The organism is Dietzia sp. oral taxon 368, from assembly GCF_002999155.1.
GTDB classification, from domain to species: domain Bacteria; phylum Actinomycetota; class Actinomycetes; order Mycobacteriales; family Mycobacteriaceae; genus Dietzia; species Dietzia cinnamea.
In genome coordinates, this window is the sequence record NZ_CP027238.1 from 69,050 (window position 1) to 81,795 (window position 12,746).

Below are 12,746 nucleotides of genomic sequence, written 5' to 3' on the forward strand. Positions count from 1 at the left end.
ATGGGCGGCCGGGTGAACGGTTCGGAGCAGACCTGGGGGCTGCGTGGGTCGGAGGCGCCGTGTCAGTGCTCGCCGACCCGGTGCAGGTCGTGACCCCGGGTCTCCTTCATGAAGGCGGTCGCGACCATGGTGCAGACGCACAGGAAGATGATGTACGCGCTGATCATCCAGTACAGGTCCCACTCGATGAACTGGGCGTTGAGGTACGGGGCGCTGCCGCCGAACACGGCGACCGAGAGCGAGTAGGCGAACCCGATGCCGGCGGTGCGCATCTTGGTGGGGAACGCCTCGGACATGAACGAGGACAGGATCGACCCGGCGGCGGCGACGAGCGTCATCGCGATGAGCGAGGCGACGAACAGCGTCCACGGGCGCTCGTCGATCATCCCCATCAGCACCGGCGTGGTGATGATGGTGCCGACACCGAAGATGAAGATCACCGGGCGGCGGCCGATGTGGTCCGAGAGCAGACCCCACAGCGGCAGGGTGCCCAGCGCGATGAGCTGGCTGGCGAAGATCATCCAGAACGCGGACTCGGAGTCCATGTCGCGCTGCGTGATGGCGAACGTCGACGCGTAGGAGCTCCACGTGTAGTGCGCGACCGTGATGCCGGAGACCATGGCCACGACGAGGGCGATCGCGCCGGCCAGCTTGCGCCGCGAGAACGTGACCGCGGTTCCGGACGCCTCGGCCTCGGCCGCGGCCTTGTCGAAGACGTCGGATTCCTCCATGCCGCGACGCAGGTAGAGCACGAACAGGGCGAACACGGCGCCGAGCAGGAACGGCACGCGCCAGCCCCACTCGCCCACGGCGCTCTCCGACAGCACGGCGGTGATGCCGCCGCCGATGCCGTAGGCGATCACGGTGCCGCCCATGATGGCGACAAAGACGAGGCTGCCCCACATGCCGCGACGGTGCGGGGGCGCGATCTCGGCGACGTAGCTGTAGGCGGTCGCCGACTCGCCGCCGTGCGCGAAGCCCTGGACCATGCGGCACAGCAGCAGCAGGCCGGAGGCGACGATCCCGAGTGCTCCGTAGGTCGGCAGCAGGCCGATGAGCAGGCTCGCGCCGGCCATCATGAGCATGGTGGTGATGAGGACGAACTTGCGGCCCTTCACGTCGGCGATCCGGCCGAAGACGATCCCGCCGAGGGGGCGCATGAGGAAGCCGACCGCGAAGACGGCGAGGGTGGCCAGCAGCGCGGACACCGGGTTGTCGTTGTTGAACATCGCTGCGGCGATGTAGGGCGCGAAGACCGCGTAGGCGGTCCACTCGTACCACTCGAACAGCTGCCCGGTGGTGCTGGCGGCCAGGGACCGGATGCTGCTGCGGTTTCCCCGTGCCGTCTGCACGGGTGGTGCGGCGTCGGCGGTAATGGCTCCGTTGTCGCCGGGGTTCAGGGTGGCCTCGGCCATCTCAGTGTCCTTCGGTGTGAGGGGAAGTTCGGGGCGCGTGGTCAGGGCTGGTCGGGGGCATGCGCGTCTCGGAGCTCGCGACGGCGGATCTTGCCGGTCTGGGTCTTGGGAAGTTCGGGGACGAGGTGGATCTCGGCCGGTCGCTTGTAGGCGGCGAGCCGGGCGGCGGCGAACGCGATCAGCTCGTCCTCCGTGGCGGTACCGCCGGCCTTGAGCGAGACGAACGCGACGACCTTCTCCCCGCGGTACTCGTCGGGCAGGCCGACGACGGCGGCCTCGAACACGGCGTCGTGTTCGTAGAGGGCGTCCTCGACCTCGCGCGGCCAGACCTTGTAGCCGGAGGCGTTGATCTGGTCCTTTAGCCGGTCGACGAGGTAGACCCAGCCGGCCGCGTCCATGACGGCGACGTCACCGGTGTGCAGACGCCCGCCGGGCATGGTCGACTCGGTCGCGGCCTCGTTGCGCCAGTAGCCCGAGACGATCTGAGGCCCGGACAGCACGAGTTCGCCCTGCTCGCCGGGCGCGACGGGGGTGTCGTCCGCGTCGACGACCTGGGCATCGATCCCTGGCAACGGCACGCCGATGGACAGGGTGCCGCTGGCGGCGTCGACCGGCGCCCGCAGGCCCGGCGGCACGGCGATCACGCCGGAGGTCGTCTCCGTCATGCCGTAGCCGTTGTGGATGTAGTGCCCGAACCGCTCGGCGAACCGCTCGACCGTCGACGGCGGGATGGGGGCACCACCGCTGTAGAGGGTCTTGACCGCGGCGAAGTGCTCCGGCCCCGCATCCTCCAGGCGCATGAGCGCGTTATACGCGGTGATCGAACCGATCGTGAACGTGACGCCGTGCTCACGGAAAGCATCGAGCACGACCTCCGGCCGGAACCGGCCCGCGAAGACGAGCGTCGCGTCGCCGATGAGGGCGAGCGTGGCGTTGGCGACGGCGCCGGTGATGTGGAAAAGCGGAGCGATGGCCAGGACGACGTCCCCCGGCGCCACATCGACGAAGTCCGCGAGACTCCGGGCGACCGCGACGACGTTGCCGTGCGAGTTCATGGCCCCCTTCGGCGGCCCGGTCGTGCCCGACGTGTAGGTGAGCAGCGCCAGATCGTCCGCCGTGACCGTGACCTGCTCCGGCGTGCGACCCTCGAACCGGCGGATGAGCTCGACGAGGTCCCCGTCCGCGGAGGGCTCCGCCGGCTGCTCGTCACCGAACGCGCGGGGATCGTTCCGCGTCTGCAGATCCCGCTCGCTGGTGCTGACGACCCAGGCCACGTCCGTACCGCTGACGGCGTCCCGGATGGCGGGCACGTCCCTGTCGGTGGCGATGATCCCGACGGCACCGGAGTCGGCGACCGGGAGTAGGAGCTCGCGTCCGAAGTACATCGGGTTGAGCACCACGGCCGCGGCGCCGATCTTCCACAGCGCGAGCATCGCCAGCGCGTACTGGGGGATGTTCTGCAGGTGGATGCCCACCCGGTCGCCCGGCGCCACGCCGCGGGCCTGGAGCGCGGTGGCGAGCGCGTCGGACATCTGGTCGACCTCGGTCGCGGACAGCTCGGTGTCGAAGTAGGCGATCGCCACCCGATCCGGCGCCGCAGTGACGCGCTGGCGCCACGCCTCGACCAGGCTCGATCGTCGCGCCACCGCACCCTCGTCCAGCCCTGGACGGTACAGCTCCCGCCATGGTCGCAGGTCGCTCTGACTCATCTCGCTCCTCCCGTCACCGCCGGATCCGGCGTAGCCGACCGAGCGATCGCTCGGTGCGCCATAGTGTTGCTTACACCACATTGGGTGTCAAGCGGAGGGCGGTTATAGGGTCATGGAAATGAGCGAGGAGATCGCGACCACGGCGGATTGGCGCGAGTTCGGAGACGACGCGCTCTCCCCTCCCCTACGCGCGGCGCTGGGCGTGTTCGCGCGCCACGGCTACCACGGAGCTTCTATCCGGATGATCGCCGAGGCCGCCGGCCTGTCGGTGCCCGGCCTGTACCACCACTACCGCTCCAAGCAGGCGATTCTCGCCGCCCTGGTCGACACCGCGATGGCCGAGATGCTCGCCAACACGGCCGCTGCCGCCGACGACGCCGGCGATGATCCGGTGACCCGCTTCGAGAACGTGGTGGAGTGTCTCGCCCGCTTCCACATGGCCCGGCGCGACCAGGCGTTCGTCGCCTCCACCGAGATGCGCAGCATGGAGCCGGAGGTGCGCGCCCATCACGTCGGCCAACGCGACGCCCAGCAGAAGATGATCGAGGACGCCATTCGCGCGGGCGTCGAGTCCGGCGACTTCGCCTGCGAGTTCCCCGAGGACGCGGCGCGAGCGATCGCGTCACTGTGCGTCTCCATCGCGAACTGGTACCGACCCGACGGCCCGCTGAGCGCTGATGACGTCGTGTGTCGCCACGTCGAGTTCGCCCGCCGGATGGTCGGGGCGACCGCCCACTGACCAGCGGCGGTCAGCGCCTCCGCTTACCCCTCGCCGGGGACATGCCCCGCTCCGCCGGCCGCGTCCCGCGCTCGGCGCGCGCCCGCGCCTTCGCCGCCGTTTTCTCGCGGGCCGTGCGCTTCTCGCGCGGTGGCTCCCCCGCACCCCGCGACGTCGATGCCGTTCGGCCCCGCACGATCCCGACGAACTCGTCGATGAGCTCGTCGCCCTCCCTGGCGGGCGACCACGCCACTCCCGTGCGGGTGGTCGGGACACCCTCCAGCGGCCGGGCCACCACGTCCCGACGACTCAGCGAACGTGCGTACGGCAGCGGTAGCGCGAGCAGCCCGATTCCGGCCGCGACCAGGTCGACGGCGGCGGACACCTCCTCCGGCGTCGCCGTGACCGCGTCGACCGGATCGAGCCATCGCTCGGCCTCGAGGTCCTCAGCGCTCAGCGTGTCGAACGCCCCGAGCTCGTGATCTTTCCCGGCGAGCACGGCCATGGTCTCGGTGTACAGGGGGATCCGCAGGAGTCCAGGCGGCGCCGACCGCGGCGCATCGTCGGCCTCGCGGAGGAAGATCACGTCGAAGCCGTCGTCGCCGGCGGACCGTGCCAGGTCCGGGCGCGGGTCCCCCACTCGTCGTGCCGTGATCGGCACTCCGGGGTTGCGCTCGCGCCACCGGGTGAGCCACTTGTCGGGCTGCACGCCGGGAACGTATCCCACGCGCAGGCGGGGGCCGATGCCCGCGCTCTCGTCGGTCATCGACCCCCGCCTGTCGTCGTGTGTCTCGGAGTCCTCAGCCCAGGATCGTCCAGTCCTCGAGGCCCTCGTAGAGGGGCTTGGACCTGGCCAACGCCGTGACGCGCTCGCGCAGGGCGGCGACGTCGGCGTTCTTACCCGCGGCGAGGGCGGCGCCGATGATGTCGGCGACCTCGCGGAAGTCGTCCGCGGTGAAGCCGCGCGTCGCCAGGGCGGGCGTGCCGATCCGCAGGCCGGAGGTGACCATCGGCGGCCGGGGGTCGAACGGCACGGCGTTACGGTTCACGGTGATGCAGACCTCGTGCAGCAGGTCCTCGGCCTGCTGACCGTCCAGCTCCGAGTCACGCAGGTCGACCAGCACCAGGTGGACGTCGGTCCCCCCGGTGAGGACGGAGACACCGGCGTTCTTGCAGTCCTCGGCGGTGAGCCTCTCGGCGAGGATCTTCGCGCCCTCCAGGGTGCGCTGCTGCCGCTCACGGAACTGCTCGGTCCCGGCGATCTTCATGGCCGTGGCCTTGGCGGCGATCGCGTGCATGAGCGGCCCGCCCTGCTGGCCGGGGAACACCGTCGAGTTGAGCTTCTTGAACAGCTCGAGGTCGTTGGTGAGGATCATGCCGGAGCGCGGCCCGCCGAGCGTCTTGTGCACGGTCGTGGAGACGACGTCTGCGTGCGGGACGGGGCTCGGGTGCAGGCCCGCGGCAACCAGGCCGGCGAAGTGCGCCATGTCCACCCACAGCTTGGCGCCGACCTCGTCGGCGATCTCGCGGAACTTCGCGAAGTCCAGCGTCCGGGGGTAGGCCGACCAGCCGGCGATGATGACGTCGGGCTTCTCCGCCAGAGCCATCTCACGGACGGCGTCCATGTCGACGAGCATCGTCTCGGCGTCGACCTCGTAGGCGGCGACCTCGTACAGCTGGCCGGAGAAGTTGAGCTTCATGCCGTGCGTGAGGTGCCCACCGTGGGCCAGGGACAGCCCCATGATCTTGGAGCCCGGCGCGGCGAGCGCCATGAGCACGGCGGCGTTGGCCTGGGCCCCGGCGTGCGGCTGGACGTTGGCGTACTTGGCGCCGAAGACCTCCTTGGCGCGGTCGCGCGCCAGGTTCTCGATGACGTCCACGTGCTCGCACCCGCCGTAGTAGCGGCGTCCCGGGTAGCCCTCGGCGTACTTGTTGGTGAGCACGGACCCCTGCGCCTGCAGCACCGAGCGCGGCACGAAGTTCTCCGACGCGATCATCTCGAGCGTGTCCCGCTGACGGGCCAGCTCGCCGGCCATCGCCTCGGCGACCTCCGGATCCAGTTCGGACAGGGAGGCGGAGAACACGTCGGTGTTCGGGTCGGTCATCGTTGCTCCTCGCGCGTGGGCTTCTCGCTTCGTACGAATCGTGTGGGCCACGGCTCGTCTCGTCGTCGTCGTCAGTCTAGTGCCACGCACCCTGACACCCTCTCCCCCGTGGCCACCTGCCACAATCGGAACCCGTGAGCAGACATGCCGGCGACTACACGCCGTACGTGGAGTTCGACCGCCGGAGCTGGCGGCGGCTGCGGCGTGCGATGCCCATGGTCCTCACCGAGCAGGATCTCGAAGGGCTCCGCGGCCTGGGCGAACACCTCGACCTGGACGAGATCGCGGAGATCTACCTCCCGCTCAGCCGCCTCATCCACCTGCAGGTCTCCGCACGTCAGCGGCTGTTCCAGTCCACCAACCTGTTCCTCGGCGAGACCGTCGACGCACCGATGCCGTTCGTGATCGGGGTCGCCGGCTCGGTCGCGGTGGGCAAGTCCACCTCCGCCCGTGTGCTGCGCGCGCTGCTCACCCGCTGGGACTCCCACCCCCGGGTGGACCTGGTGACAACCGACGGGTTCCTCTACCCCAATCGTGAGCTCCAGCGCCGTGGGCTCATGCACCGCAAGGGGTACCCGGAGTCGTACGACCGCCGCGCGCTGCTGCGTTTCGTCACCGAGGTCAAGTCCGGGGCGCCCGTGGTCCGCGCGCCGGTCTACTCACACACCAAGTACGACATCGTGCCGGGTGAGCACATAGAGGTGCAGCGGCCGGACATCCTCATCGTCGAAGGCCTCAACGTCCTGCAGACCGGCCCGCGGCTCATGGTCTCGGACCTGTTCGACTTCTCGCTCTACGTGGACGCGCGGATCGAGGACATCGAGCAGTGGTACATCGAGCGGTTCCTCGAACTGCGCAGCACGTCGTTCTCCAACCCGGGCTCGCACTTCGCGCACTACGCCGACCTGTCCGACAACGCGGCGCGCCTGGCCGCGCGTGAGATCTGGAACTCGATCAACCGGCCGAACCTCGTGGAGAACATCCTCCCCACCCGACCGCGCGCCACGCTGGTGCTGCGCAAGAACTCGGATCACTCCATCCAGCGGCTGCGCCTGCGCAAGATCTGAACACGCGCCTCCGCGCGATCCCCGCACCCCGCCTACACCGGCGGCGCGCCCGTCTCCCCCTCCGGCACACCGCGCCTCCGCAGCTCGGCCTCGGCCCGGTCGAGACCTCCGTGTTCGAGCGCGGCCAGCCAGCTGCGATCCGACCACACGAGCCGCCCTCGCCGTCGTACCTCCACCTCGAGCTCCCCGGTCAGGTGCTCGATGGACCCGGCCGAGTTGCGGTTCTCCGACGGCAGCGGCACGGGCAGGACGTGCGCACGGTCGAGCGGTGAGCGTCCGCTGACGCGGATGTCCCAGCCGTAGCCGCGTCCCTCGAGCTCCCACCTCTCGTCGGTGACGTCGGCGCGCACGGGCGAGACCACGGGGTTGCCGAGCCGCACGACGCGCCCGCCCGGGAGCCGCACGACGAGCGCGGTGACCTCGGTGCGCAGCGGGCCGGAGTGGATCTGGCCGCCGGCGAAAGCGACGCAGCTGTCGGGCTCGGAGAACGCCTGCGCCTGCCCCCACCACCAGGAGTCGGGGAAGCCCTCCGCGCCCCAGTTCTTCTCGCCGTAGACCTCGGCGTCGTCGAAGTCCCAGCGCCGGCCGTCGAGCTCGGCCCATCCGCTGGCGCGCCCGCCGAGCAGCCAGGGGTGCCAGTACTGGTTGAGCGCGGGAACCGACTGGAAGATGCTCGACCCGCCGACGGCGCGATGCGGCCACTCCACGGGGTCGGTGATGTCCACGTGGAGCCGCGCGCCCTCCCCCATGTCCACGCGGATGCCGTCGCGTCGGTACTCGAACTGGCCTCCGGACCGGGCGCCGATGCGCGCCGGGTCGGCCCACCCGTGCGGCGCGGCGGCGAGGCGGAGCGTGGAAACCGCCGCGGAGGACGACGGCGAGGGGTCCCCGTCACCGGGCCGGCGGGCGCCACCGGCCTCGAGCGGGATCGTCACCTCGTCCGAGGCCAGGCCGAGCGTCGCCCAGTGCCCGTCGGGTCCCCGGTTGACCCCGATGAGCGCGATGGCCACGCGCCCGCGTTCGCGGTCGGTGATCCGGAGGAAGTACCCCTCCATGGCCACGCCGTGCGCGCGGAGCGGATCGCCGAAGGGCAGGTCCGCGCCGGTCGCCCGGTATCGCCGGAGGAGTCCCATGCGGATCAGCGTCCCATATCCGGCCGGCCGGCGGTGTCTCAGTCCGCGTCGACCGGGCGGTCGTCCGTGGCCGGATCCAGCTTCCGGACGAGGCTCGGGGCGAGCTCCGAGAGGTCGTACTCGGCGAGGAGGCGGCTGACCTCGTCGTCGTCGACCCCGGACAGCACCCTGGCGATGGTGACACCGTGCGTGGGCTCGCTGACCACCCGGATCTCGTCGCCCGCCCCGACCGGCCCCGGGGCGAGGACCCGTGCGTACGCGCCCGGCCGCCCGCCCTCGGAGAAGCGACGCACCCACCGCGGCTTCCCGACCCGGTGGGCGAAGGTCTGACACGGGATGCGCGGCGTGGTGACCTCCATACGCAGGCCGGCGGCCCCGGCGTCGCCGGCAGCACCTGCAGCGGCGACCTCGAGCACCGTCCCGATCTGCAGCTGCGAGGTGTCGACGCCCGTCACGCGGAGGTTCTCGCCGAAGTAACCGGGCGGGATCGGGCCGCCGAACTCGGGTTCCCACTGCTCGACGTCGGAGTCGGAGAGCAGGTAGACGGCCTTCCACACGCCGCCGTGGTGCTCGCGGTCGGCCTGGACGTCACCGTGGAGGCCGTACTCGCGGACCCGGACCGGGCCCTCGACGGGACGCTTGTCGATCGCCGTCACGCCGACCCGGCCGGGCACGGCCAGCAGCTGGTCGACCACGCACACGGCACGGACGGTGAACGCCCCGGGCACGGAGGATCCCGCCGGGGTGCTCACTGCCCGAACCTGCGGTTGCGGGCGCTGTACTCGCGGAGTGCGCGCAGGAAGTCCACGCGGCGGAACGCGGGCCAGTAGGCCTCGGTGAACCAGATCTCCGAGTACGCGCTCTGCCACAGCAGGAAACCCGAGAGCCGCTGCTCCCCGGACGTGCGGATCACGAGGTCGGGGTCGGGCTGCCCGGACGTGTAGAGATGCTCGCCGATGCCCTCGACCGTGATCCCCTCGACGAGGTCCGCCCCGGTCCGCCCCTCGTCGATCAGCTGCTCCACGAGCTCACGGGCCGCGTCGGCGATCTCCTGCCGCCCGCCGTAACCCACCGCGACGTTGACCTTGACGCCCGGCCGGCCGGTGCTCACCTGTTCGGCGTGACGCAGGCGGTCGGCCAGCCACTCCGGCAGGAGCTCCAGCCGCCCGACGATGCGGACCTCCCAGTTGCGCTCCGGCCTGGTGATCTCGTCCACGACGTCGGCGATGATCTGCAGCAGTTCGCCGAGCTCGTCGGCGTCGCGGCCGAGGTTCTCGGTGGACAGGAGATAGATGGTGGCGACGTCGATGCCGAGCTCGTCACACCAGCCCAGCATCTCGGCGATCTTCACCGCGCCGGCCCGGTGGCCGTGCGCGACGTCGGTGAACCCGGCCTCCTTGGCCCACCGGCGGTTGCCGTCGCACATCACGGCGACGTGCCGCGGCAGCCTCTTGCCCTCGAGCGACGACCGCAGTCGGGACTCGTAGAACTTGTACAGGGGGGAGGTGGCCACGCGGGAAAGAGTACCGCGCGGCACCGCCTCCTCTGTGTTGCCCCTGACCCGCTGCGCGCTCGGCTCCGTCGGCCGGCGGGAGTCAGTCCCGGCGGCCGGCGCGCACCGCCGCGGCGAGGGCACGCAGCCCGTCGGCGGTGGTGTCCCATCCCATGCAGGCGTCGGTGACGGACTGCCCGTAGACCAGTTCCTCGGCCCCGACGGACTGGGCGCCGGGCTCGATGAAGCTCTCGATCATCAGCCCGGAGATGCCCTGCTCTCCCCCGCCGATGCGCTCGGCCAGCTCGGCCACGACCTCGGCCTGGCGCTCGTGCGACTTGCCCGAGTTGGCGTGGCTGGCGTCGACCATCACGAGACCCGGCAGCCCGACCTTGCCCACGGCCGCGACCGCGGCTGCGACGGACTCGGCGTCGTGGTTCGGCCCGCGGGTGCCGCCGCGCAGGATCACGTGACAGTCCGTGTTACCCGCCGTCTCCACGACCGCCGCGCGGCCGTCGGCGTCGGTGCCGAAGAAAACGTGCCCCGCCGCCGAGGACCGGCAACCGTCCACCGCGACCTGCACCTCTCCGTCGGTGCCGTTCTTGAAGCCGACCGGCATGGACAGGCCCGACACGAGCTGGCGGTGCACCTGGCTCTCCGTGGTGCGGGCGCCGATCGCACCCCAGGAGACGGCGTCGGCGATGTACTGCGGGCTGGTCGGCTCGAGGAACTCGGTGCCGACGGGAAGTCCGAGGTCGAGCACGTCCAGCAGCAGCCTGCGGGCGGTGCGCAGGCCGCGCGGGATGTCGTAGCTCCCGTCGAGCGCGGGGTCGTTGATGAGGCCCTTCCAGCCGACCGTCGTGCGCGGCTTCTCGAAGTACACGCGCATGACGATGAGCAGGTCCTCGGACGTCTCCGCGGCGAGCTCGGCCAGCCGTCCGGCGTAGTCCAGCGCGGCCCCGGTGTCGTGGACCGAGCAGGGACCCACCACGACGAGCAGTCGGTCATCGCGGCCGGCCAGCACGTCGGCGATCTCGGACCGGCTCCGCTCGACCAGCGCCTCGCGGGCCTCTCCCAGCGGGAGCTCGCCGAGGATCTCGGTCGGGGTCGGCAGCGGTGAGTACGACAGGACGCGCCTGTCGGCGGTCTGGGTGGGGTTCTCGGCGGTGATGGTCACGGCGGTCGCTCCTGACGATTCGGTGGTGGCGGGCCGGGTGCCGTGATCCTCTTCGGTGCCCATGTCGCACCCGGATCCGCCGCTGTTGAAAGGCGGAAGGCGGCGACCATGGTGGTCACCGCCTCTGGGCTCCGGGTGTCGACGATCCGTCTAGCGGACGCGTGCGCTCGCGGCGCGGGCTCCACCCGGAGCCCACATAAAGCGCCAATATGCGCGAGCGATCGACATACGGCCCACCGTAGCAGAACCCGATCAGCTGTGGCCATTCACCCCCTCGAGATCACCACCCGCTCATCCTCCCTCTCCGCCAATCGAACCCTTGTGCTATGAGCGACACGCCGGTAGAATCGATCACAGGTTCGATAAGGGTGCGACGCGGGCGGGGGGTGACCGGGTGGATACGACGACGACGAGGGCGTTCGGTCTCGGCGCGCTGCGCGCGGTGGACGAGCCGCTGGAGTCGTTGGACGCCTCGGCGCTGAGCGAGGTGGCGCGGTCGGTGACGCTGGCGCAGAACCTGGCCGGGGCCACCCGGCTGCACGCCGCGTACCTGCTGGTGGAGAGTTTCAAGGCGCTGGACGAGGCCGCCCACGGCGAGCCCGGCACCGATACCCGTCCCGCGCACGCCCGCCTGGACCCGGCCGACCGGGCCCGCCACCACCTGGCCGCGGCGATGGCCCTGACCGGATGGCACGCCCGCCACCTGGTCACCGCCGGCGTGCAGATCCACACCCGCCTGCCCCGTCTGCGCGAGGCCGTCGAGCGGGGGCTGCTGCCCGAGCAGTTGGCCATCGACGCCGCCTGCCGCCTGGCCGGCATTCCCGACGACATCATCAGTGGTGTCGAATCCGATGTCGTGGCCCGGCTGACCCGCGACCTGGCCGGCGGTCACCGGCCCAGCCGCACCGCCCTGGACACCACCGTCGACGCCTCCCGCGAGCGCCACGACCCCCAAGGCGCCGGCGATGCCGTCGACGCGGCCGCCGACCAGCGCACCGTGCGGTTCCGGCCCGAACGCGACGGCATGACCAGCATGTGGGCCCACCTGCCCTCCGGCGACGCCGAGAAACTGCGCCGCCGCATCGACGCGGCCGCCCGCGCCGCCGCCGACACCGGCCACCCGCGCACCCGTAACCAACTGCGCGCCGACGCCCTGGTCGCTCTCGGCGACCCCAACACCACCGACATCGCCGACCCCCTGCCCGACCAGCCCGCCGACACCGCCGGCAGCGCCGACGCCGGCGCGGCAGACCCTGCCGCAGGCGCCTCGGCCGCTGCCGACGACGCGGGTCGTGCGCCGATGGGGGCCTCGTGGGGCACCGATCAGCCGATCCGGATCTCGGTGATCAACAGCATCGCCCAGGGCCTGCCCAACCGCGTGGAGTTCGTCACCGGCGCCTACGCCAGCTTCGACTGGCTCTGCGAGGAACTACTCTCCGGCGGCGACGCCAAGGTCCGGTTCGAACTGCTGGACCCGCAACCGGGCACCGAGGACACCCCCGAGGCGGCGCTGAAGTACCGCATCAGCCCCGCCCTGGCCGAACGCATCCGCCTGCGCGACGGCACCTGCCGCCACCCGGGGTGCACGGTCGATGCCCACGACTGTGAGATCGACCATGTCATCGCCTTCGACCACCAACGCCCCGAGCTGGGCGGGCCCACCGCCGAATGGAACCTGGTGTGCCTGTGCCGAAAACACCACCGGGAGAAAACCTTCGGCCACTGCGCCTACCGACCAGGACCGCTCGGCGAGCTGACCATCATCACCGAAACCGGACACGAACACCACACCAGACCCCACGGCCCCCTGGCCCACGCCCGCGACCGCATCCTCGACCACCGCTGGCACCAACACCTCGACCGACTCATCGCCGACGACGGCCACCTCACCAACCCACCCGGGGTCGAACGCCGACACCGCTCGTCATAG

11 protein-coding genes are annotated in these 12,746 nt (G+C 71.1%); 3 read left to right on the top strand and 8 right to left on the bottom strand.

Annotated elements, in window-relative coordinates; genetic code table 11:
* Positions 1–62 precede the first annotated feature (62 nt).
* The gene (locus C3V38_RS00385) at positions 63–1,415 is read right to left on the bottom strand and encodes an MFS transporter (RefSeq protein ID WP_174705746.1); all 1,353 of its coding nucleotides are present in this window, start codon (positions 1,413–1,415) and stop codon (positions 63–65) included.
* Positions 1,416–1,456: 41 nt separating this feature from the next.
* Positions 1,457–3,124, bottom strand: a complete 1,668-nt coding sequence (locus C3V38_RS00390; protein ID WP_070722718.1) for a class I adenylate-forming enzyme family protein — start codon at positions 3,122–3,124, stop codon at positions 1,457–1,459.
* A 112-nt stretch (positions 3,125–3,236) separates the two neighbouring features.
* On the opposite strand from C3V38_RS00390, the gene C3V38_RS00395 reads away from it, so the two are divergent.
* Complete coding sequence (locus tag C3V38_RS00395; protein WP_070722721.1) at positions 3,237–3,863, top strand: TetR/AcrR family transcriptional regulator; 627 nt, start codon at positions 3,237–3,239, stop codon at positions 3,861–3,863.
* A gap of 10 nt (positions 3,864–3,873) precedes the next feature.
* On the opposite strand, the gene C3V38_RS00400 is transcribed toward C3V38_RS00395, so the two are convergent.
* Together C3V38_RS00400 and glyA are read right to left on the bottom strand one after the other, a co-directional pair.
* Positions 3,874–4,608 carry a LysR family transcriptional regulator substrate-binding protein gene (locus C3V38_RS00400; RefSeq protein WP_070722723.1) on the bottom strand — a complete coding sequence of 245 codons (735 nt, stop codon included), beginning with the start codon at positions 4,606–4,608 and terminating at the stop codon, positions 3,874–3,876.
* Between the two features lie 34 nt (positions 4,609–4,642).
* Positions 4,643–5,947: a serine hydroxymethyltransferase gene (gene glyA / locus C3V38_RS00405; protein ID WP_106384856.1), complete on the bottom strand. Its 1,305-nt coding sequence runs from the start codon at positions 5,945–5,947 to the stop codon at positions 4,643–4,645.
* A gap of 134 nt (positions 5,948–6,081) precedes the next feature.
* Here glyA and coaA point away from each other — a divergent pair, with 134 nt between their 5' ends.
* Positions 6,082–7,014, top strand: a complete 933-nt coding sequence (gene coaA / locus C3V38_RS00410) for a type I pantothenate kinase (RefSeq protein WP_007631281.1) — start codon at positions 6,082–6,084, stop codon at positions 7,012–7,014.
* Between the two features lie 32 nt (positions 7,015–7,046).
* Here the strand turns inward: coaA and C3V38_RS00415 are convergent, their stop codons facing one another.
* The 4 genes from C3V38_RS00415 to C3V38_RS00430 form a co-directional block, all read right to left on the bottom strand.
* Complete coding sequence (locus tag C3V38_RS00415) at positions 7,047–8,147, bottom strand: tocopherol cyclase family protein (RefSeq protein WP_106384857.1); 1,101 nt, start codon at positions 8,145–8,147, stop codon at positions 7,047–7,049.
* 38 nt (positions 8,148–8,185) lie between these two features.
* Positions 8,186–8,899: an MOSC domain-containing protein gene (locus C3V38_RS00420; protein WP_254426032.1), complete on the bottom strand. Its 714-nt coding sequence runs from the start codon at positions 8,897–8,899 to the stop codon at positions 8,186–8,188.
* Complete coding sequence (locus C3V38_RS00425; protein ID WP_106384858.1) at positions 8,896–9,660, bottom strand: isoprenyl transferase; 765 nt, start codon at positions 9,658–9,660, stop codon at positions 8,896–8,898. The genes C3V38_RS00420 and C3V38_RS00425 overlap by 4 nt, the downstream gene beginning before the upstream one ends.
* Positions 9,661–9,742: 82 nt before the next feature.
* Entirely contained in the window at positions 9,743–10,816 is a 1,074-nt protein-coding gene (locus C3V38_RS00430) for a 3-deoxy-7-phosphoheptulonate synthase (protein ID WP_106386300.1), read from the bottom strand.
* 394 nt (positions 10,817–11,210) lie between these two features.
* On the opposite strand from C3V38_RS00430, the gene C3V38_RS00435 reads away from it, so the two are divergent.
* Positions 11,211–12,746 (top strand): HNH endonuclease signature motif containing protein, encoded by a 1,536-nt coding sequence (locus C3V38_RS00435; protein ID WP_106384859.1) that lies wholly within the window; start codon positions 11,211–11,213, stop codon positions 12,744–12,746.

What these genes read in the sequence shown, in the direction of transcription:
- C3V38_RS00385 (WP_174705746.1), bottom strand. Translation starts at nt 1,415, where the DNA reads ATGGCCGAGGCCACCCTGAACCCCGGCGACAACGGAGCCATTACCGCC.
- C3V38_RS00390 (WP_070722718.1), bottom strand. Translation starts at nt 3,124, where the DNA reads ATGAGTCAGAGCGACCTGCGACCATGGCGGGAGCTGTACCGTCCAGGG.
- C3V38_RS00395 (WP_070722721.1), top strand. Translation starts at nt 3,237, where the DNA reads ATGGAAATGAGCGAGGAGATCGCGACCACGGCGGATTGGCGCGAGTTC.
- C3V38_RS00400 (WP_070722723.1), bottom strand. Translation starts at nt 4,608, where the DNA reads ATGACCGACGAGAGCGCGGGCATCGGCCCCCGCCTGCGCGTGGGATAC.
- glyA (WP_106384856.1), bottom strand. Translation starts at nt 5,947, where the DNA reads ATGACCGACCCGAACACCGACGTGTTCTCCGCCTCCCTGTCCGAACTG.
- C3V38_RS00415 (WP_106384857.1), bottom strand. Translation starts at nt 8,147, where the DNA reads ATGGGACTCCTCCGGCGATACCGGGCGACCGGCGCGGACCTGCCCTTC.